The organism is Staphylococcus simulans (assembly GCF_003043455.1).
Taxonomy (GTDB): Bacteria; Bacillota; Bacilli; order Staphylococcales; family Staphylococcaceae; genus Staphylococcus; species Staphylococcus simulans_A.
Genome location: NZ_PZGG01000027.1, coordinates 1 through 21,199 on the forward strand (window position 1 = coordinate 1; position 21,199 = coordinate 21,199).

Consider the following 21,199-nt stretch of genomic DNA (forward strand, 5'->3'; position numbering starts at 1 on the left):
GTATATACTGGATCAATAAGAAAAGTAAACTACTTATCGTTTTTAGTAGATGTTGCACAAATATTAGACGAAAAATATCCAAATTCAAACATAAGAATTCTTATTTATGGCGATGGTGACGAAAAAACTAATTTAGAAGAAAAAGTAAGTAAATTGAAATTATCTAATATAATATTCAAAGGAAAAGTACATAAAAAATATGTTCCCTTTATTTTGAAAAGCTCTTATGGTAATATCCTTCACAATCGTAGTACTAACTTAGATAAATATGGACAGAGTCAAAATAAATTGTTTGAATATTTGGCAGCAGGTAGACCCATTATTCAAACTTATTCGACTGGATACAGTGTAATTGAGAAAGAAAATTGTGGTTACTGTGCAAAAAACCAAACACCAGAAGAAGTTGCTAAAGCTTTAGTTGATCTTGCTCAAAATGAAAACGAAGCGAGAACACAAGGGGAAAATTCAAAACAGCAATCTATCAACTTTGATTTTGAAAATCTTACTAACAAGTTAATAGAGGTTATTGAAAGATAAAATTAAACAAAGCACATCTCACTCGCTTGAGATGTGCTTTACTGTTTGTTCTATTTACTTAATAAGTTCGTGTTCACTTCATCGAAACCTTTATCTGATAAGCGAACATCATTGATTTTAGTGCCGTCCCATTTACCGTCTACATAACCTTTATCAAATAAGACTTTCAAATCGTCTAAGAATGTGTCTCGATCCTTATCACAGAAATAGTTTTCTTGTAATGAATAAGAATCCTTGAAATCATTCGCTTGTTCAGGTGTCATATCAGCGTTGCGTTTTTCTGTATAATATTTATACAATACTGCAACGATGAATGCCTGATCACGTGTGATATCATCCAAGAATATTCACCACCTTTAATCAATACGCGTATAAACCCTAAATTTATACAATATTAATACTTTACCCATTTTGTTTTGTTTTAAATCTTAATTTTATTGGGAAATTGTTGTTTGTTTTTGTGGATGTATCGCTTTTCTGAGTGATTTACGATATAATGATTAGATGAATTTTTTAAGGAGTCGATGAAAGTGGCAGTGAAACCTTTAGTGTCTGCATCAAGCGCAATATTGCGTCAACAAGCAAAGGATGTTAAAACGTTTGATAGTCAGTTGAAACAGTTATTATTAGATATAGAGGATACTTTATATGAAACAGAAGCATCTGCTTTGTGTGCACCACAAATTGGGGTTTCGCAACAAGCAGCGATTATCGATATGGAAGCGGATGGATTGCTTCAATTAATCAATCCACGTATTATCAGCGAATCAGAAACAAAAGTGACTGAATTAGAAGGCGACGTATCGTTTCCAGATGTTTTTGGGACAGTCACCCGCAGTCAAATGATTGTCGTTCAAAGTAACGATGTTGAAGGCAATACAGTAGAATTAACCGCATATGATGATATTGCACGCATGATTCTTCATATTATAGATCAATTAAACGGCGTGCCTTTTACAGACAAGATGGAAAAACAATTGACTGAAGAAGAATTGGAGGCGTATTTAGAAGATGAGTAGAATTATATTTATGGGAACACCAGATTTCTCCACAAAAGTATTAGAAATGTTAATCGCAAAAGAAGATGTGATTGCGGTTGTGACACAACCGGATCGTCCAGTTGGACGTAAGCGTGTCATGACACCACCACCAGTAAAAGAAGTCGCATTACAAAATGGCATTGAAGTCTATCAACCTGAAAAGATTTCACAATCAGAAGACTTACAAACGTTAATTGATTTAAAACCAGACTTAATCGTGACAGCAGCCTTCGGCCAAATTTTACCGAAAGCATTATTAGATGCGCCGCGTTTAGGTGCGATTAATGTACATGCTTCATTGTTGCCTAAATACCGTGGTGGTGCACCGATTCATCAAGCCATTATTGATGGTGAAAAAGAAACAGGCGTTACGATTATGTATATGGCACCAAAACTAGATGCAGGCGATATCATTTCACAACAAGCCATTGATATCGAAGCGAATGATGATGTAGGTTCTATGCACGATAAATTAAGTTTCTTAGGTGCAGACTTACTTGCGAAAACATTACCAGAAATTATTAATGGAACAAATGACCGTATTGAACAAAATGAAGACGAAGCGACATTCGCATCTAATATCAGTCGTGAAGATGAACGCATTGATTGGTCAGAGTCTGCACAAGATATTTACAACCATATTCGTGGTTTATCTCCATGGCCAGTCGCATATACAAAATTAGATGATAAAAATATGAAGTTATATAAAGCACATATAGTAGAAGAAAAAGCAGGCAAACCAGGTGAAATTATTGAAACGACTAAGAAAGCTATTATTGTCGGTACAGGTTCATCAGATGCGATTGCGTTAACAGATATTCAATTATCAGGTAAAAAACGTATGCCGACTGCGAACTTCTTAAGCGGCTACCAAGATGACTTAGTTGGGAAGGAATTAAATTAATGCAGACAGTGAGAACACTCGCATTTGACACATTACAAGCAATTATCCAAGACAAAGCGTACAGTAACTTAAAGATTAATGAAGTTTTAAAAGAAAATGAATTGAGCAGAGCTGATAAAGGCTTATTAACGGAATTAGTCTATGGTACATTGAAACATCAATATACACTAGATTATTATTTGAAACCGTTTGTCAAAACAAAAATCAAAGGTTGGATGCGTCGTTTACTTTGGATGAGTATCTATCAATATCAATATTTAGATAAAATTCCAGACCACGCAATTATTAACGAAGCAGTAGAAATTACGAAACAACGTGGCGGACTGCATAATAGTAAGGTTGTGAATGGTATTTTACGTAATATGATGCGCAGTGACTTACCAAACCCTGCAGATATTGAAAATGATCAACAACGTATTGCGATTATGTACAGTTTACCGAAATGGATTGTTAAACATTGGGTGACACATTTTGGTTTAGAAACAACTGAAGCCATCGCCCAGTCATTGCTTGAACGCCCAGGTCAAACGGTACGCGTTAATACACATAGAACAATAATTGAAGATGCGATAGCACGCTTAGAAAAAGAAGAATACGAAGTAACGCAAGATAACGATATTAACTATTGTTTACACGTGTCAGGACGTCCGGTGGTAGAGAGCCGAGCATTTAAAGATGGTTATGTTTCTATTCAGGATAAAAGCTCTATGTTTGTAGCTGAAATTCTAGCACCGGTTGAAGGTGAAACGATTTTAGATGCTTGTAGTGCACCGGGAGGTAAAGCGTGTCAAACTGCTGAATTATTACAAGGCACTGGTCATGTCGATGCGACAGATATTCATGAACATAAAATTGATTTAATAGATCATAATATTCGTAAGTTGCGTTTGAAGAACGTCACAGCGTTTCAACACGATGCGACAAAGCCATATGACGCAAAGTATGATAAAATTTTAGTGGATGCTCCATGTAGCGGTTTAGGTGTGTTACGCCATAAACCAGAAATTAAATATACACAAAATCCGGAAACTGTCGATGGATTAGTCGACTTACAGTTAGAAATTATGAATAATATTAAAGATTCTGTAAAACCGGGTGGCGTGATTGTCTATTCAACATGTACAATAGAACAGATGGAAAATGAAAATGTGATTTATACATTTTTAAAACAAAACAAAGACTTTGAATTTGAACCATTCCCACATCCTAGAACAGGAGAGGAAGTAAAGACCTTACAAATCTTACCGCAAGACTTTGATTCAGATGGTTTCTTTATTACAAAGATTAGAAGAAAGGAAAGTTAATTCATGATTACACCTCAAAAGAAGAAAAAGAATCGTTTTCTTCCTGATTTTGAAAAGCAATCAATTTATTCACTACGCTATGAAGAGATGCAAGCGTGGTTAGTCGAACATGGCCAACAGAAATTCAGAGCAAAACAAATCTTTGAATGGCTCTATGAAAAACGTGTCGATACAATCGACGAAATGACAAACTTATCTAAAGACTTGCGCGCATTATTAAAAGACAACTTTACAATCACGACTTTAGAAACAGCCGTTAAACAAGAAAGCCGTGACGGGACAATCAAGTTCTTATTTGAATTACAAGACGGTTATACAATTGAAACCGTGTTAATGCGTCATGAATACGGTAATTCTGTCTGTGTGACAACACAAGTGGGTTGTCGTATCGGATGTACATTCTGTGCATCTACGCTAGGCGGTTTGAAACGAAACCTAGAAGCAGGAGAAATCGTAGCACAAGTGCTTACTGTTCAAAAAGCCTTAGATGCGACAGATGAGCGTGTCTCTTCAATCGTAATCATGGGTATTGGTGAGCCGTTTGAGAACTATGATGAAATGATGGACTTCTTAAAAATTGTTAATCACGACAACGGTTTAAATATCGGTGCACGTCATATCACGGTATCTACATCAGGCATTATTCCTAAAATTTATGACTTCGCAGATGAAGAAATTCAAATCAACTTTGCGGTCAGCTTACATGCGGCGAATGATGAAATTCGTTCTAAAGTAATGCCGATCAACCGTGCATATTCAATTGATAAATTAATGGAAGCAATCCAATACTATCAAGAAAAAACAAATCGTCGTATTACATTTGAGTATGGTTTATTCGGCGGTGTCAACGACCAACTGACACATGCGAGAGAACTGGCACATTTAATCCAAGGTTTAAATTGTCACGTCAACTTGATTCCAGTGAACCATGTTCCTGAAAGAAATTATGTGAAGACATCTAAAGAAGATATCTTTAAGTTTGAAAAAGAACTCAAACGTTTAGGTATTAATGCGACAATCAGACGTAACCAAGGCTCAGATATCGATGCCGCATGCGGACAATTAAGAGCGAAGGAACGTCAAGTAGAAACGAGGTAGGAACCTATGTTAAATGCACAATTTTTTACAGACACAGGACACCATAGGGAGAAGAACGAAGATGCTGGCGGCATCTTCTACAACATGACTGATCAGCAGCTGTTGGTTTTATGCGACGGTATGGGCGGCCATAAAGCAGGCGAAGTTGCGAGTCAATTCGTAGTCAACCGCTTCCAAGAAATCTTCGAACAAGAGAACCTTGTCGAAGAATCTCAAGCCGAAGAATGGCTACGCAGCACGCTCCAACTTATCAACCGAGAACTCTTTAACTACGCCGCCGCAAACGAAGATTTCAGAGGCATGGGTACCACTGCAGTCGTCGCACTGATTTACGATAAGCGCGTCATCATCGCCAACATCGGCGACTCACGTGCTTATCTCATCAACAGCCGTGAAATCGAACAAATCACGAGCGACCATTCATTTGTCAATCATCTTGTGATGACAGGACAAATTACAGAAGAAGAAGCCTTTACCCATCCACAGCGTAATATCATTACCAAAGTGATGGGTACCGATAAATTCGTGGTCGCTGATATTTATGTGAAGCGTTTGAACTTCAATGATTACTTATTATTAAATTCAGACGGCTTAACAGACTTTGTCCGTCCGCATTTAATCCAAGAACAACTGAATCAAGATTTACCGCTTGAAACACAAGGTCAAGCCTTGTTGGATTTAGCACAAGCCTATGATTCAACCGATAACGTCAGCTTCGTATTGGCAGAAATAGAAGGTGACCGCGTATGATGATCGGTTCAACAATCAGCGAACGTTATAAGATTATAGAATTCTTAGGCGGAGGCGGCATGAGCAATGTCTATCTCGCTGAGGACTTAATCTTAGAGCGCAAAGTTGCGGTAAAAATGATTCATATTGCGCCACATGAAAAAGAAGACATGGTGAGACGATTTGAACGTGAAGTACATAACACATCTCGTCTCTCACATGATAATGTTGTAAGTGTCAAAGATGTCGGAGAAGGCCACGAATATTTCTATTTAGTGATGGAATATATCGAAGGTCCGACACTCTCCGAATATATAAAAACACATGGTCCTTTAAGTATTGAAACAGCGGTCAACTTCGCCCAACAAATACTTGAAGGCATTCAACATGCACATGAAATGGGAATCGTACATAGAGATATTAAACCTCAAAATATTTTAGTAGACCGACATAAGACTTTAAAAATCTTAGACTTCGGTATTGCTAAAGCGTTAAGTGAAACAGCCATGACCCAAACCAGCCATGTGCTCGGTACTGTGCAATATCTTTCACCTGAACAAGCGAAGGGTGAAGCGACAGACAAACGTACGGACATCTATTCAATTGGGATTGTCTTATATGAAATGTTAGTCGGTGAACCGCCATTCACCGGAGAAACAGCTGTCAGTATCGCAATCAAACATATTCATGACCAAATGCCGAACCCGACAGATATCCGACCTAATATCCCGCAAGCACTCAGTAACGTCATTTTAAAAGCGACTGAAAAAGATAGAGACAAACGCTATCAAGATATTGAAAGTATGCAGAGGGATTTAAGCAGTGCGTTAGAAAAATGTCGTGAAGATGAAACACCTTATGTTTCAGATGAAGCAGATACAAAAACCATTGCGATTGATAAAGCAGCCATCGCAAAAGAAACTAAAGATAATGAACCGATTCATCAAACGATGGAAATACCGATTGTGAATCAACAACGCTTCCAAAGTACAGAAGGGCCGGTTTATGAAGTACCTAAAAAACGACGCTCTAAAAAGAAAAAGTTTTTCTTCGCTTTAATCTTTGCCTTATTGCTGATTAGTTTAATCAGCTTCATTGCGTACGGCTTATTAGGAAATAAATATATTGAAACACCAGACTTGCGCGGTAAAACAGAAGCACAAGCAGAACAGATTTTAAAAGAACATCACATTAAAGTCGGAAAAACCAAACGTGCCTATAGTGATAAGTATCAAGAAAATCAAATTATCACGACAGATCCAGCGCCAGGTGAGCGTGTAGAAGAACATGGTACAGTCAATATCGTGTTATCTAAAGGACCGCAAAAAGCGCAAATGCCTAACTTATATGGTACGAGTAAATCAGAAGCATTGAAGTTACTAGATGAACTCGGCTTTAAACACATTTCAGTTGAACAAGCATATTCTAAAACTAAATTAGAACGTGGTTTGATTGAAAATCAAAACATTGCGGCTGATACAGAAGTACCGATTAATGATACACATATCGTCTTAACTGAATCTTTAGGTGTGAAACAAGTGTACGTCAAAGACTATACAGGCGAAAGCTATGACAAAGCAGAAAAAGAACTGCAAGATAAAGGCTTGAAACCAGTGAAAGAAAAAGAAGTACACAGTGATAAAGTAGAAAAAGGTAAAATCATTTCTCAATCACCTAAGAGTAAATCGATTGATGAAGATTCAACTGTCACGTTTGTGGTGTCATTAGGAAAAGATGATGGAAAAGATGAAGATAAAGCAGATGAAAATTCATCTGTGAAAGATGTGACACAAACAGTTCAAGTCCCTTATTCTGGTGAGGACAAAGAACGTCAGAAAGTAGAAGTCTTTGTCAGAGATAAAGATCATGACGGTAATGCTGCAGTTCAAACGTTTCAAATCAACAGCAGTCGTTCGATTTCAATTCCACTAAAAATTGAAAAAGGCAAAACTGCTGGTTATACTGTGCGCGTAGATGATAAAATTGTCGCAGATAAAGATGTCGCATATGACTAATTAACTTAAAATCCTATCTCATTCATTAAATTGAACTGAGATGGGATTTTCTTTGTTTCAATCCGTTCGTTTATTAAGGGAACGTTTGGTATAATGTATAAGAGAAAATGAACGAAATAAGAGAGGTGTCTCGGTGAGAACAGGACGTATAATCAAGTCGATCAGCGGTGTGTATCGTGTGGACTCAGAAGGTGAGCTCTTTGACACGAAACCGCGCGGCCTATTCCGAAAGAAAAAATTCTCTCCGATTGTCGGAGATATTGTAGATTTTGAAATTGAAAATGTGACAGAAGGCTATATTCATCACGTGCATGAACGTCAAAATGAATTGAAAAGACCGCCTGTCAGTAATATTGACCATTTAATCATTGTGATGAGTGCAGTCGAACCTAATTTTTCAACACAATTAGTCGATCGTTTTTTAGTCATTGGACATTCGTATGAATTGAGACCACGTATTGTGGTTACGAAAAAAGATATGGCATCAGAAGCTCAAATCGCACAAATAGAACAAGATTTAGCGGTTTACCAAGCAATTGGCTATCAAACGCAATTTGTCGGTAAAGATGATGATGTGAAAGCGATATTCGATGCATGGGGCGATGGTTTAGCAGTATTGAGCGGTCAATCTGGTGTAGGTAAATCGACTTTATTAAATGCATATCGTCCTGATTTACAATTAGAAACAAATCAAATCTCAAAATCATTAAATCGAGGAAAGCATACAACACGTCATGTGGAGTTATTTGAACGTCATCATGGCTTTGTGGCAGATACGCCTGGCTTTAGTGCCCTTGATTTTGATCATATTCAAAAAGATGAAGTCAAAGATTATTTTTTAGAGATTCAAGAATACGGACAAGACTGCAAGTTCAGAAATTGTAATCATATCAAAGAGCCGAAATGTAATGTGAAAGCGCAAGTCGAAGCAGGCAATATTGCGGAATTCCGCTATGCGCATTATGTACAATTATTTGAAGAGATTGCAGCACGAAAGGAAAGATATTAATGGTTAAAGTATTTCCATCCCTTTTATCAGCGGACTTTTTAAACTTAAAACAAGAATTGAAGGATTTAGAAGCAGCAGGTGTTGATGGTGTGCATTTTGACGTGATGGATGGTCAATTTGTGCCGAACATTTCAATTGGTATTCCTATTTTAGAAGCTGTAAATGCGGGCACAGATTTACCGATTGATGTGCATCTGATGATTGAAAATCCAGAAGCCTATATCGCAGAATTCGCATCTAAAGGTGCGGACATGATTTCAGTTCATTTTGAGGCGACACCGCATATTCATCGTGCGATTCAACTGATTCATACACATGGTGCTAAAGCAGGTGTAGTCATTAATCCAGGAACTTCTGTAGCCGCAATTGAACCGATTTTACATGATGTTGATTATGTATTGATTATGACTGTGAATCCAGGATTTGGCGGCCAAGCGTTTATCTCGAATAGTGTAGAGAAAGTGGCTGCATTACAAGCATTCAAAGAAAAATTTAATTTAGACTTCGATATTGAAGTGGATGGCGGTATTAACGCGATTACTGGCAAGAAATGTGTCGAAGCGGGTGCGACGATGCTTGTGACAGGTTCTTATTTCTTTAAACAAGCAAGTTATCAATCTGTTGTTGAAGCATTAAAATCAACAGCACAACCATCTGAATGAGGCAGGGTGACACTATGAAGATTAACTTACTATGCGGCGATCGTCATTTACCGAAACATTTATTAGAAGATAAATCAGAAGAAGAGTGGGGCGGTATTGATCGTGGCGCTTTAATTTTAATAGAGCATGAGATTGAACCGATTTTCTCATTAGGCGATTTTGATTCAGTGTCAGATGAGGAACGTGCTGAATTAAAAACAAAACTAGATATTAATCCAGTTAAAGCTGAAAAAGCCGATACTGATTTAGGTTTAGGTGTCAAAGAAGCAGTAGAATGCGGCTTTGATGAAATTGATATTTATGGCGCGACGGGCGGCAGATTGGATCATTTCCTAGGTGCCGTACAATTACTGCAAGTGCCGGAATATGTAGAAGCAGGCGTTGTCATTCGCATTATTGACAACAATAACGAAATTTCTTATTTAGAAAAAGGCGAGTATCATATGACATATGATAAGCATTTACCTTATGTATCCTTTGTGCCGCAAAAACCAAATACTGTGATTTCTCTGACAGGGTTTAAATATCCGCTTCAAAACCAAACACTCTACCAAGGCTCAACCTTAACCATTTCAAATGAAATTGAAGCATACCGAGGCACAATCGACGTAGAATCTGGCGGTATCTTAGCTATCAGAAGCAGAGATGCACAACATTAGTTTTAACATTGATGTTCAATACTATAACGACACACTTTCTTTATTTGAAAGCTAGCATGTCAAAATAATAAGAAAAGCAGCTGACAAGGTATGAGTAACATCCTATCAGCTGCTTTTTCCTTACTATATAAAATTAAAAGACAAAAACTGTTTTAAGACAAGAAAAAAACGACCCGCCACATACGAGTCGTTTTTGTCATGTGCTTAATATTTATTAAACTCTAGTTACTTTACCAGATTTTAAAGCACGTGCAGAAACCCAAACTTTTTTAGGTTTTCCGTCTACTAGGATTCTAACTTTTTGAAGGTTAGCATTCCATCTACGTTTAGTAGAGTTTAAAGCGTGTGAACGACGATTACCAGTCGAAGCTTTACGACCTGTTACGAAACATTGTTTACCCATGAAAGTACCTCCTTTAATAAATATAAACACACTGACTTATGATATACTTTCCTAATTTAGCATAAATTTTCCAGATTGGCAACCAAAAATTATAGCTTTCAAGAATATTTTAAGTTATTCTAAACAAGGAACAAAATTGTGTTATAATTTGTAAATGTCTATGTATGCGTTTTTATTAAAAAGCGGCGACGTGGACTTATAACCACGCAATGATTTTATAAGGATGGGCCAAGAGTAAAATCCGGCATTTAAAAGGCATAATTGTGCTATTCATTATATAATAGTAAGTAATGAATACAAAACATGAATCTTAACTGATTAGACCTATATTTAAGGAGGAACTCATAATGACATTAGAAATTACCAATGAATACGGCAATATTGACGTTTCCAACGACGTGATCGCTTCAGTAGTAGGTGGTAAAGCCGTAGAATGTTATGGTATTGTCGGAATGGCATCCAAACAACAAGTCAGAGACGGCATTGCGGAAATTTTAGGTCATGAAAATTATGCACGCGGAATTGTAGTGCGTTCAAATGACAAAGCAATTGACGTTGATATGTATATTATAGTAAGTTATGGCATTAAGATATCTGAAGTAGCAAATAATGTACAATCTACTGTTAAATATACTTTGGAAAAAACTTTAAACTTGAAAGTCAATTCAATCAACATTTATGTACAGGGTGTACGTATGAATAATTATGGCAAGAAACATTAGGAGGAAGACATGATGATCAGCAAAATAGATGGTAAATTATTTGCCGACATGGTGATCCAAGGGGCACAAAATTTATCGAATAATGCAGAGCTAGTCAATGCATTAAATGTTTATCCAGTGCCAGATGGCGACACAGGGACGAACATGAATCTTACGATGACTTCTGGGAGAGAAGAAGTCGAACAAAATGCTTCACATCACATCGGGGCCTTAGGAAAGACATTTTCTAAAGGCTTATTAATGGGTGCCCGCGGGAACTCAGGCGTGATTTTATCACAAATTTTCAGAGGCTTCTGTCAGAATATGGAAGACTTGGAAACACTAGATGCGAAAGCCTTCGCAGAAAGCTTTGAAGCGGGTATTGAAACAGCTTATAAAGCAGTCATGAAACCGGTAGAAGGGACAATTTTAACGGTTGCGAAAGAAGCGGCTAAAGCCGGTGTTGAAAAAGCACAATCGACTGAAGACTGTGTAGAAGTCTTAGAAGCAATTATCGCATATGGTCAAGTTGCCTTAGAAAACACACCGAACCAATTACCAGTACTAAAAGAAGTCGGCGTAGTCGACAGTGGCGGTAAAGGTTTAATGTGTGTCTATGAAGGCTTCTTAGTAGCGATGAAAGGTGAAAAAGTCGAAGCGACGAAACCAAAACTAGATACTGAAACATTTGTGAATGACGAACATGATTTCCACGGTGTCATTAATACAGAAGATATCGTCTATGGTTACTGCACGGAAATGATGGTACGTTTTGATAAACATAAACGTCCGTTCAATGAGCAGCAATTCCGTGAAGACATGTCTAAATTCGGAGATTCTTTACTTGTCATCAATGATGATGAAATTGTGAAAGTGCATGTGCACTCTGAACATCCAGGTGAAGTCTTCAACTATGGCCAAGAATACGGTGAATTGATTAAAGTCAAAGCTGAAAATATGCGTGAACAACACCGCAATGTGGTCAATAAAGAAAAACAAAAATCTAACGATGAAACAACGCAAGTAGAAACTGCGATTATTGCGATTTCTATGGGTAATGGTATTTCAGACATCTTCAAATCAATGGGTGCAACGTCTATTATTAATGGCGGACAAACAATGAATCCATCAACTGAAGATATCGTTAAAGTGATTCAACAATCTGGTGCGAAAAAAGCCATTATCTTGCCGAACAACAAAAATATTCAAATGGCGAGTGATCAAGCAGCTGAGATTGTTGAAGCTGAAACAGTGGTTATTCCGACGAAATCTATTCCACAAGGGATTGCGGCGATGTTCCAATATTTACCAGATGCGTCATTAGAAGATAATCAATCTAATATGACACAAGCATTAGAAGATGTGACTTCTGGTTCTATTACGAACGCTGTACGTAATACCACAATTGATGGTGTAGAAATCAAAGAAGGCGAATTTATGGGCCTTAAAGAAGGTAAAATTGTTTCAAGTCAGAAGACGAAATTAGAAGCGGCCAAAGCATTATTAGCTGATATGATGGACGATGAAACTGAAATCGTTACTGTAATTACAGGTGAAGATGCTGATGCAGAAACAACTGAAGCTTTAACAGAATGGTTAGAAGAAACATATCCTGATGCAGAAGTCGACGAACAAGTCGGCGATCAACCGATCTATCCCTATTTATTCTCTGTAGAATAACGTTGAAAATTATATAAAGTATCATATACAAAAATTCACTTAGACATGGTCTAAGTGGATTTTTCTGTGTGTAAGCATAAATATAGAAACATTATAGTTTGTGCATGACAAAAACGATGAAATACAAAAGTTTTGTAAGGTTAGTGTAAAAATAAGTGCTTATTTATGAGAATAATTGTTATAATATTTAAAATAGTTGCAATAATCAAAAAAGATGTAAGGGGGAATTGATATGAAATTTAAAAGTGTCTTTGAAATTATCGGGCCGACAATGGTCGGACCTTCATCGTCACATACAGCAGGAGCAGTCAGAATCGGGATGGTTGCGCGTGAGTTATTTGGGGATTTACCAGAACGTGTTGATATTTATTTATATGGTTCGTTTATGGAAACCTATCAAGGTCATGGGACAGATGTTGCGTTAGTTGGGGGACTGCTTGGTTACGATACCGATGATGACCGTATTAAGACGAGTTTACAGACTGCAGAAGAATTAGGCATGACGGTTAACTTTATTTCTATGCACGAGGATAAACCGCATCCGAATACGACGGTATTAAGTATGACGAAAGGTGATCAAACGTTATCTGTAGAGGGTGTATCAATCGGCGGCGGTAAAATAGAAATTGTCGCAATTAATGGTTTCCCAATCAGTATCTCAGGTAACTATCCGACGTTATTAGTCTTTCATCGAGATACCTTCGGCACGATTGGACGTGTTACGAATATTTTAGGTGAAGCCAGTATTAATGTCGGTTCTATGCAAGTGGCGCGTAAAGAAAAAGGTGATTCTGCTTTAATGACGTGCGAGTTAGATGAAAGACCGGATGAAGCGATCTTAGATCAAATTCGCATGGTCAATGATGTCACAGCAGTATCCTTAATGGAAGATTAGAAAGAGAGGGGGATTAAGATGTTTCAAACAGTAGAGGAATTAGTAAAGAGATGTGAAAATGAAGGCAAAGCGATTCATGAAATTATGTTAGAGCAAGAAATGGACGTGACGGGTGCGACAGCTGAAGAAGTGTATGCAGGGATGTCACATCATTTTAAAACGATGGAAAATGCGTTAGAAGAAGGCTTAAACGGAGTGACTTCTACAACGGGTTTAACAGGTGGCGATGCAGTGCTGATTAAAAAATATTTAGAAAGTGGCCAAGCTTTATCAGGTCCAATTTTATTAGATGCGGTAAGTAAAGCCGTCGCGACCAATGAAGTAAACGCAGCGATGGGGAAAATTTGTGCGACGCCGACTGCAGGTTCAGCAGGAGTTGTGCCGGGTGTATTATTTGCGATTAAGCATCGTTTTAATCCTACGCAGCGTGATATGTTGAACTTCTTATTGACGGCTGGGGCATTTGGATTTGTCGTTGCGAATAACGCATCGATTTCAGGAGCGTCAGGGGGCTGTCAAGCAGAGGTCGGTTCTGCTGCTGCGATGGCTGCAGCTGCAACGGTTGAAATGGCTGGCGGCACGCCGCAGCAATCAGCTGAAGCTTTTGCAATTTGTATGAAGAATATGCTAGGTTTAGTATGTGACCCGGTAGCGGGATTAGTTGAAGTGCCTTGCGTAAAAAGAAATGCGGCAGGGGCTTCGAATGCGCTAGTGTCAGCGGATATGGCACTTGCGGGCGTGACGTCGCGTATTCCGACAGATGAAGTGATAGAAGCAATGTATCGTATCGGGCAGACGATGCCTTCTGCACTGCGTGAGACAGGACGTGGCGGCCTCGCTGGAACACCAACCGGCCAACGCTTAAAACAACAAATATTTGGTGATTAACATGTCTAAAGTAAACCTCATTGATCAACCGTATACGTTAGACCAAATCAAAGGGTTAGGTCCAAAACGTATTGCGGTATTAAATGAATTAAATATTTATAACGTAGAAGATTTGGTGCTTTATTTACCTGTGCGCTATGAAGATAATAGTGTGGTAGATTTAAACGAAGCAGAAGATCAATCAACTGTGACAGTGGTCGGCGAAGTTTACACAACGCCCACTGTCGCTTTTTTTGGCAGAAACCGTTCAAAAGTCACTGTTCATTTAATGGTAAATAATATCGCTGTTAAAGCGGTATTCTTCAACCAACCGTATTTAAAAAAGAAAATCAATCTGCATGACCATGTGACCATTAAAGGCAAATGGAATCGTGCGAAACAAGAAATCAATGGCATGCGTCTCTTTACGACGAATCAGCCGGAACAAGCACAAGACGGTGAACAACTAGAACCGGTTTATCGGATTAAAGAAGGCATTAAACAAAAGACACTTCGAGATATTATTCGTAAAGTATTAGATGATATTGAGATCAACGAATGGTTATCTGAAGATTTACGTCAAAAATATAAATTAGAATCATTAGCTTCAACTATTAGAACGTTACATTACGCAGATAATAAAACAGCCTTATTAAAAGCACGCAGAACTTACGCTTTTACTGAGTTATTCTTATTTGAGTTACGTATGCAGTGGTTGAATCGATTAGAGAAATCAAGTGATGAAGCAATTGAAATTGATTATGATTTGGCGAAGGTCAAAGATTTCATTGAAAGCTTACCGTTTGAATTAACGGACGCGCAAAAAACTGCAGTCAACGAAATATTCAGAGACTTGAAAGCGCCGCTTCGCATGCACCGCCTCCTCCAAGGTGACGTCGGTTCTGGTAAAACTGTCGTAGCTGCTTTATGTATGTACGCTTTAAAAACAGCGGGCTATCAATCAGCTTTAATGGTTCCGACTGAAATATTAGCAGAACAACATGCGGAAAGTTTAACGGACTTATTTGGCGATCGTATGAATGTGGCCTTACTGACAGGTTCAGTCAAAGGTAAAAAGAGAAAACTGTTATTAGAACAACTTGAAAATGGTACGATTGATTGTTTAATCGGTACACACGCTTTGATTCAAGATGATGTGTCATTCCAAAATGTCGGTTTAGTCATTACCGACGAACAACACCGTTTTGGTGTCAATCAGCGCCAAGCGTTACGTGAAAAAGGTGCCATGACCAATGTGCTCTTTATGACCGCGACACCGATTCCAAGAACGCTAGCTATTTCAGTTTTCGGAGAAATGGATGTCTCATCTATTAAACAATTGCCGAAAGGTCGTAAGCCGATTAAAACGATGTGGGCGAAACATGAAGCCTATGATTCGGTACTCAACCAAATGACGGCAGAATTAAATAAAGGCAGACAAGCTTATGTGATCAGTCCATTGATTGAAAGCTCAGAACACTTAGAAGATGTGCAGAATGTTGTAGAGCTATATGAATCACTGGAACAACATTACGGTGTTGGCCGTGTCGGTTTACTGCACGGTAAAATGCCTGCAGATGAAAAAGATGATGTGATGCATCGCTTTAATCAACATGAAATTGATATTTTAGTTTCAACAACTGTCGTCGAAGTAGGTGTAAACGTACCGAATGCGACATTTATGATTATTTATGATGCAGATCGTTTTGGTCTCTCTACACTCCATCAGTTAAGAGGGCGTGTCGGTCGTAGTGATCATCAAAGTTATTGTGTATTGATTGCTTCACCTAAAACAGAAACAGGGATTGAACGTATGACCATCATGACACAAACGACAGATGGCTTTGAACTGAGTGAACGGGACTTAGAAATGCGTGGTCCTGGTGATTTCTTCGGTGTAAAACAAAGTGGTCTGCCTGATTTCTTAGTCGCAAACATTGTTGAAGATTACCGTATGTTAGAAGTTGCGAGAGATGAAGCGGCGAAACTCATTCAATCAGGCGTATTCTTTAAAGAACAATATGCGATTTTGCGCAACTTTGTAGAACAAAATCTCTTGCATACAAGTTTTGATTAAAAATGAACGCAATATGTCATAACTAAGCTTAAGCGCTTAACAATACATGACACAACAGACTAATTTCGATACACTATACTTAATTAGGCTGTTGTGTTTTTTGTTGAGCAAATTTAAGAGAAAATGATATGATATGTAGGTAGTCTTAAGACTTGGTACTAATTAGGGGGTAAAGTAATGAGGTTGAAGAAACAAGAACGACGTGAAGCTATCAAACAACGACTGCAGGAAAACCCCTTTATGACTGATAATGAACTCAGTGATTTATTTTCTGTCAGTATCCAAACCATCAGATTAGATAGAACGTTTTTGAAGATTCCAGAATTACGTAAACGTATTAAAACCGTTGCTGAACACAACTATAAGCATATTCGTGCAATTGAAGGTAATGAGATTATCGGAGATTTAATCCGGGTAGAACCAGATGTGACCGCGGAATCTTTGATTTATATTACGGAAGATTCAGTCTTCACACGTAATGATATTGCACGTGGACATATTCTTTTTGCGCAAGCGAATTCGTTATGTGTCGCTTTGATTCAAAAGAGTATGGTGCTGACAAGAGAAAGCCAAGTGACGTTTTTAAAACAAGTGAAACTGCATGATACAGTCCATGCCTTTGCGCAAGTGGTCGATATCGGTTCGAAATATATTACTGTCGCAGTTTCGTCTTATGTGAAAGATAAATGTGTATTTAAAGGTACATTTAAAATGTATTATTATGACGAGGAGTGATCACGAAATGGTGACATTAGCCATTGATATGATGGGCGGAGATGACGCACCGGGTATCGTGTTAGAAGCGGTAGAGCAAGCGTTGAATGACTTCCCAGATTTACATATAATTTTATTCGGAGATGAAGCACAGTGCACACTGAAACATGACCGTTTGGATTTCCGTCATACGACAGAGAAAATCGAAATGGAAGATGAACCGGTTCGTGCCATTAAACGTAAGAAAGACAGTTCAATGGTCAGAGCTGCACAAGCTGTTAAAGACGGTGAAGCTTCTGGCTGTGTCTCAGCAGGTAATACAGGTGCTTTAATGTCAGCAGGTTTATTTATTGTCGGCCGTATTAAAGGCGTCGCACGTCCAGCATTGGTTGTAACGTTGCCGACGGTTTCTGGTAAGGGCTTTGTCTTCTTAGATGTCGGTGCGAATGCGGATGCGAAACCGGAACACTTATTACAATATGCGCAACTCGGCAATATTTACGCTGAGAAAATCCGCGGTATCGGTGCACCGAAAGTCGCATTATTAAATATCGGAACTGAAGCAAAAAAAGGCAACAGTTTAACGAAAGCGACATATGATTTAATGCAAGCTGACACTTCATTCTATTTCTCAGGAAATGTTGAAGCGAAGACCTTAATGGAAGATGCGGCTGATGTCGTGGTCACTGATGGTTTCACAGGTAATATGGTCTTAAAGAACCTAGAAGGTACTGCGAAATCTATCGGTAAAATGTTAAAGTCTACATTGATGGCAAGCTTTAAAAATAAATTAGCTGCCTTAGTGTTGAAGAAAGACTTAGGCAACATGAGCAAGAAAATGGATTACGCTGAGTATGGCGGTTCTGTATTACTTGGCTTAGATGGTATTGTGGTTAAAGCACATGGCAGTTCGAATGCGAGAGCTTTTTATTCTGCGATTCGCCAAGCGAAAATTGCAGGAGAGCAACAGATTGTTGAAGTAATGAAAGAGACGGTAGGTGAACAAAATGGGTAAAACAGCGATTATTTTTCCAGGACAAGGTGCACAAAAAGTAGGCATGGCAGAAGACTTGTATCAACAAGATACGAAAGCAACTGAAATTTTAGATGCTGCACAAGACGCAGCAGGCTTTGATTTACTAGAAACTATGTTTACTGATGAAGAAGGCAAACTTGGCGAAACTGAAAACACACAACCTGCTTTATTAACTCACAGTATTGCATTATTAAATGCATTAGGTGATATTAAAGCAGATTACACAATGGGGCACAGCTTGGGTGAGTATTCAAGTTTAGTGGCAGCTAAAGTATTAGCGTTCGAAGATGCGGTCAAAATCGTCCGTAAAAGAGGCGAATTAATGGCACAAGCTTTCCCAAGCGGTGTCGGCAGCATGGCTGCAGTACTTGGCTTAGATTATGATGATGTCGCAAAAATCTGTGAAGATTTATCAGAAGAAGGTTCGATTATTGAACCAGCGAACATCAACTCACCAGGTCAAGTCGTGGTATCAGGCCATAAAACAGCGATTGATCGTATTGTAAAAGAAGGCAAGAATTTAGGTGCGAAACGTGTCTTGCCATTAAAAGTGTCAGGACCTTTCCACTCATCAATGATGCAAGTCATTGAAAAAGACTTTGAAGATTACATCAATCAATTCGAATGGCACGATGCTGAAATTCCGGTTGTTCAAAACTATCATGCAAAAGCTGAAACTGACGCAGAAGTGATTAAACAAAACATGGTCAAACAATTGTATTCACCGGTTCAATTCATAAAATCAACTGAGTATTTAATTGAACAAGGTGTCGATCATTTTATTGAAATCGGACCAGGCAAAGTCTTATCGGGCTTAATTAAAAAAATCAACAGAGACGTTAAATTAACTTCGATTCAAACACTCGAAGATGTTAAAGGATGGAATGAACATGAGTAAAAGTGCATTAGTAACAGGAGCTTCTAGAGGTATTGGACGCAGTATCGCGTTACAGTTAGCTGAAGAAGGTTATAATGTCGCAGTCAACTATGCAGGCAATAAAGAAAAAGCAGAAGCAGTTGTAGCAGAAATCAAGGATAAAGGTGTTGAAGCCTTTGCGATTCAAGCAGATGTCGCTAATCCTGATGAAGTTAAAGACATGATTCAAGAAGTCGTAAAACAATTCGGTTCTTTAGACGTATTAGTCAACAATGCGGGTATTACACGCGATAACTTATTAATGCGTATGAAAGAACAAGAATGGGATGACGTAATCAACATAAACTTAAAAGGTGTGTTCAACTGTATCCAAAAAGCAACACGTCAAATGATGAAACAAAGAAGCGGTGCAATCATCAACTTATCTAGTGTGGTCGGTGCAGTCGGCAACCCTGGACAAGCAAACTATGTTGCGACTAAAGCAGGGGTTATCGGTTTAACGAAAACAGCTGCACGTGAACTTGCGTCACGTAATATTACAGTGAACGCAGTTGCACCAGGCTTTATCGTTTCTGATATGACAGATGCGTTGAATGATGACCTTAAAGAACAAATGAAATCACAAATTCCATTAGGCCGTTTCGGCGAAGATACAGATATTGCGAACACAGTTGCTTTCTTAGCTTCTGACAAAGCAAAATACATTACTGGCCAAACAATTCATGTTAATGGCGGTATGTTTATGGAATAATCACCATTAATTCACGAGAAGTAGTGGGATTACACTATTTTGTGGGGTAACCCTACTTGTATTCTTGTTGATAAAATGGGAAAATAATAGAGTCGTATAGGCTTTTTAAAGGAGGTGAATCGACGTGGAAAACTTCGATAAAGTTAAAGATATCATCGTTGACCGTTTAGGTGTAGATGCTGACAAAGTAACTGAAGATGCATCTTTCAAAGATGATTTAGGCGCTGACTCACTTGATATCGCAGAATTAGTTATGGAATTAGAAGACGAGTTCGGTACTGAAATTCCAGATGAAGAAGCTGAAAAAATCAATACAGTTGGTGACGCAGTAAACTTCATCAACAACCTTGAAAAATAATAACAATATTATCTGAGTCGTCTTAATCAGCGACTCAGATTTTTCTTTTGTTTTGCATTAAATTCACGTAAAATGAGACACATAAGCGCATACAGCGCGATGTTGTATTCTGTAAAATTAAAAGGAGGTCATCTTTTGACCAAGCATAAGAAAGACGCTATGCTGCATGCTTTTAATCAAAAGTTTGCACAAAAAATGGAGATGTTAGATCTCGCTTATAAACATTTACCTCTGTATCAGCAAGCATTTTCACATTCTAGTTTTATCAACGATTTTAATATGGACCGACTTGCGCACAATGAGCGCTTAGAGTTCTTAGGAGATGCGGTATTAGAATTGACGGTTTCACGCTATTTATATGATAAATATCCAGGATTGCCTGAAGGGAATCTGACTAAAATGCGCGCGACCATCGTTTGTGAACCCTCACTTGTAATATTTGCGAATAAAATCAAATTGAATGAATTAATTCTACTAGGCAAAGGTGAAGAAAAAACAGGTGGACGTACACGTCCTTCATTAGTGTCAGATGCCTTTGAAGCCTTTGTAGGTGCGTTATATTTAGACCAAGGTTTAGATGTGGTATGGCAATTTGCGCAAGAAGTTATCTTCCCGTATGTGGAAGATGATGCGTTAATGGGTGTTATTGACTTCAAGACACAATTCCAAGAATATATCCACCGTTTAAACAAAGGCAGTGTCACATATCGTTTAATCCATGAAGAAGGTCCAGCACATCATCGTCTCTTCACATCTGAAGTGTTATTAGAAGGTGAAGCGGTGGCTGAAGGTCAAGGCAGAACGAAGAAAGAATCAGAACAAAAAGCCGCAGAAAAGGCTTATAAAGTGATGAATCAGAAACAATGAACAAGCTGTGTCAAAC

At 38.2% G+C, this 21,199-nt stretch carries 23 protein-coding genes; 21 read left to right on the forward strand and 2 right to left on the reverse strand.

What is annotated here, in order from left to right; all coding sequences use genetic code 11:
* Positions 1–537 (forward strand): glycosyltransferase (locus BU038_RS06275; RefSeq protein ID WP_142402593.1); only part of this gene is annotated, 537 nt, incomplete at its 5' end.
* 50 nt (positions 538–587) lie between these two features.
* On the opposite strand, the gene BU038_RS06280 is transcribed toward BU038_RS06275, so the two are convergent.
* Positions 588–878 carry a hypothetical protein gene (locus tag BU038_RS06280; RefSeq protein WP_107605304.1) on the reverse strand — a complete coding sequence of 97 codons (291 nt, stop codon included), beginning with the start codon at positions 876–878 and terminating at the stop codon, positions 588–590.
* Between the two features lie 189 nt (positions 879–1,067).
* Between BU038_RS06280 and BU038_RS06285 the strand changes: the two genes are divergently transcribed.
* The 9 genes from BU038_RS06285 to BU038_RS06325 all read left to right on the forward strand — a co-directional run bounded on the left by BU038_RS06285 (position 1,068) and on the right by BU038_RS06325 (position 9,957).
* On the forward strand, positions 1,068–1,556 hold the full coding sequence (locus BU038_RS06285; protein ID WP_107605305.1) for a peptide deformylase: 489 nt from the start codon (positions 1,068–1,070) through the stop codon (positions 1,554–1,556).
* Positions 1,549–2,481 (forward strand): methionyl-tRNA formyltransferase, encoded by a 933-nt coding sequence (gene fmt / locus BU038_RS06290; RefSeq protein ID WP_107605306.1) that lies wholly within the window; start codon positions 1,549–1,551, stop codon positions 2,479–2,481. The genes BU038_RS06285 and fmt overlap by 8 nt, the downstream gene beginning before the upstream one ends.
* Complete coding sequence (rsmB, locus tag BU038_RS06295) at positions 2,481–3,785, forward strand: 16S rRNA (cytosine(967)-C(5))-methyltransferase RsmB (protein ID WP_107605307.1); 1,305 nt, start codon at positions 2,481–2,483, stop codon at positions 3,783–3,785. Before fmt ends, rsmB begins: the two co-directional genes overlap by 1 nt.
* Before the next feature lie 3 nt (positions 3,786–3,788).
* Positions 3,789–4,883, forward strand: a complete 1,095-nt coding sequence (gene rlmN / locus BU038_RS06300) for a 23S rRNA (adenine(2503)-C(2))-methyltransferase RlmN (RefSeq protein WP_107605308.1) — start codon at positions 3,789–3,791, stop codon at positions 4,881–4,883.
* A 6-nt stretch (positions 4,884–4,889) separates the two neighbouring features.
* Positions 4,890–5,633 carry a Stp1/IreP family PP2C-type Ser/Thr phosphatase gene (locus BU038_RS06305; protein ID WP_107605309.1) on the forward strand — a complete coding sequence of 248 codons (744 nt, stop codon included), beginning with the start codon at positions 4,890–4,892 and terminating at the stop codon, positions 5,631–5,633.
* A complete protein-coding gene (pknB, locus tag BU038_RS06310; protein WP_107605329.1) occupies positions 5,633–7,627 on the forward strand; it encodes a Stk1 family PASTA domain-containing Ser/Thr kinase in 1,995 nt (664 codons plus the stop codon). Before BU038_RS06305 ends, pknB begins: the two co-directional genes overlap by 1 nt.
* Positions 7,628–7,760: 133 nt before the next feature.
* Positions 7,761–8,636, forward strand: coding sequence for a ribosome small subunit-dependent GTPase A (rsgA, locus tag BU038_RS06315; RefSeq protein ID WP_107605310.1), 876 nt, complete (start codon positions 7,761–7,763; stop codon positions 8,634–8,636).
* Positions 8,636–9,298, forward strand: coding sequence for a ribulose-phosphate 3-epimerase (gene rpe, locus BU038_RS06320; protein ID WP_107605311.1), 663 nt, complete (start codon positions 8,636–8,638; stop codon positions 9,296–9,298). Before rsgA ends, rpe begins: the two co-directional genes overlap by 1 nt.
* Before the next feature lie 14 nt (positions 9,299–9,312).
* A complete protein-coding gene (locus BU038_RS06325) occupies positions 9,313–9,957 on the forward strand; it encodes a thiamine diphosphokinase (protein WP_107605312.1) in 645 nt (214 codons plus the stop codon).
* A 214-nt stretch (positions 9,958–10,171) separates the two neighbouring features.
* On the opposite strand, the gene rpmB is transcribed toward BU038_RS06325, so the two are convergent.
* Positions 10,172–10,360 carry a 50S ribosomal protein L28 gene (gene rpmB / locus BU038_RS06330; protein WP_000517908.1) on the reverse strand — a complete coding sequence of 63 codons (189 nt, stop codon included), beginning with the start codon at positions 10,358–10,360 and terminating at the stop codon, positions 10,172–10,174.
* A gap of 347 nt (positions 10,361–10,707) precedes the next feature.
* Between rpmB and BU038_RS06335 the strand changes: the two genes are divergently transcribed.
* The 11 genes from BU038_RS06335 to rnc all read left to right on the forward strand — a co-directional run bounded on the left by BU038_RS06335 (position 10,708) and on the right by rnc (position 21,183).
* Entirely contained in the window at positions 10,708–11,082 is a 375-nt protein-coding gene (locus BU038_RS06335) for an Asp23/Gls24 family envelope stress response protein (protein ID WP_002480658.1), read from the forward strand.
* Between the two features lie 12 nt (positions 11,083–11,094).
* Positions 11,095–12,741, forward strand: coding sequence for a fatty acid kinase catalytic subunit FakA (fakA, locus tag BU038_RS06340; RefSeq protein ID WP_107605313.1), 1,647 nt, complete (start codon positions 11,095–11,097; stop codon positions 12,739–12,741).
* Between the two features lie 232 nt (positions 12,742–12,973).
* A complete protein-coding gene (gene sdaAB / locus BU038_RS06345; protein WP_107605314.1) occupies positions 12,974–13,636 on the forward strand; it encodes an L-serine ammonia-lyase, iron-sulfur-dependent subunit beta in 663 nt (220 codons plus the stop codon).
* Between the two features lie 18 nt (positions 13,637–13,654).
* Positions 13,655–14,524: an L-serine ammonia-lyase, iron-sulfur-dependent, subunit alpha gene (gene sdaAA, locus BU038_RS06350; RefSeq protein WP_107605315.1), complete on the forward strand. Its 870-nt coding sequence runs from the start codon at positions 13,655–13,657 to the stop codon at positions 14,522–14,524.
* Position 14,525: 1 nt separating this feature from the next.
* Entirely contained in the window at positions 14,526–16,580 is a 2,055-nt protein-coding gene (gene recG / locus BU038_RS06355; protein WP_107605316.1) for an ATP-dependent DNA helicase RecG, read from the forward strand.
* A gap of 177 nt (positions 16,581–16,757) precedes the next feature.
* Complete coding sequence (gene fapR, locus BU038_RS06360) at positions 16,758–17,315, forward strand: transcription factor FapR (RefSeq protein ID WP_107605317.1); 558 nt, start codon at positions 16,758–16,760, stop codon at positions 17,313–17,315.
* A gap of 7 nt (positions 17,316–17,322) precedes the next feature.
* Positions 17,323–18,309, forward strand: coding sequence for a phosphate acyltransferase PlsX (plsX, locus tag BU038_RS06365; RefSeq protein WP_107605318.1), 987 nt, complete (start codon positions 17,323–17,325; stop codon positions 18,307–18,309).
* Entirely contained in the window at positions 18,302–19,228 is a 927-nt protein-coding gene (gene fabD, locus BU038_RS06370; RefSeq protein WP_107605319.1) for an ACP S-malonyltransferase, read from the forward strand. The genes plsX and fabD overlap by 8 nt, the downstream gene beginning before the upstream one ends.
* Entirely contained in the window at positions 19,221–19,958 is a 738-nt protein-coding gene (gene fabG, locus BU038_RS06375; RefSeq protein ID WP_107605320.1) for a 3-oxoacyl-[acyl-carrier-protein] reductase, read from the forward strand. Before fabD ends, fabG begins: the two co-directional genes overlap by 8 nt.
* 124 nt (positions 19,959–20,082) lie before the next feature.
* A complete protein-coding gene (locus tag BU038_RS06380; protein WP_002480667.1) occupies positions 20,083–20,316 on the forward strand; it encodes an acyl carrier protein in 234 nt (77 codons plus the stop codon).
* Between the two features lie 135 nt (positions 20,317–20,451).
* Complete coding sequence (gene rnc / locus BU038_RS06385) at positions 20,452–21,183, forward strand: ribonuclease III (protein WP_107605321.1); 732 nt, start codon at positions 20,452–20,454, stop codon at positions 21,181–21,183.
* The last annotated feature ends 16 nt before the right edge of the window (positions 21,184–21,199 follow it).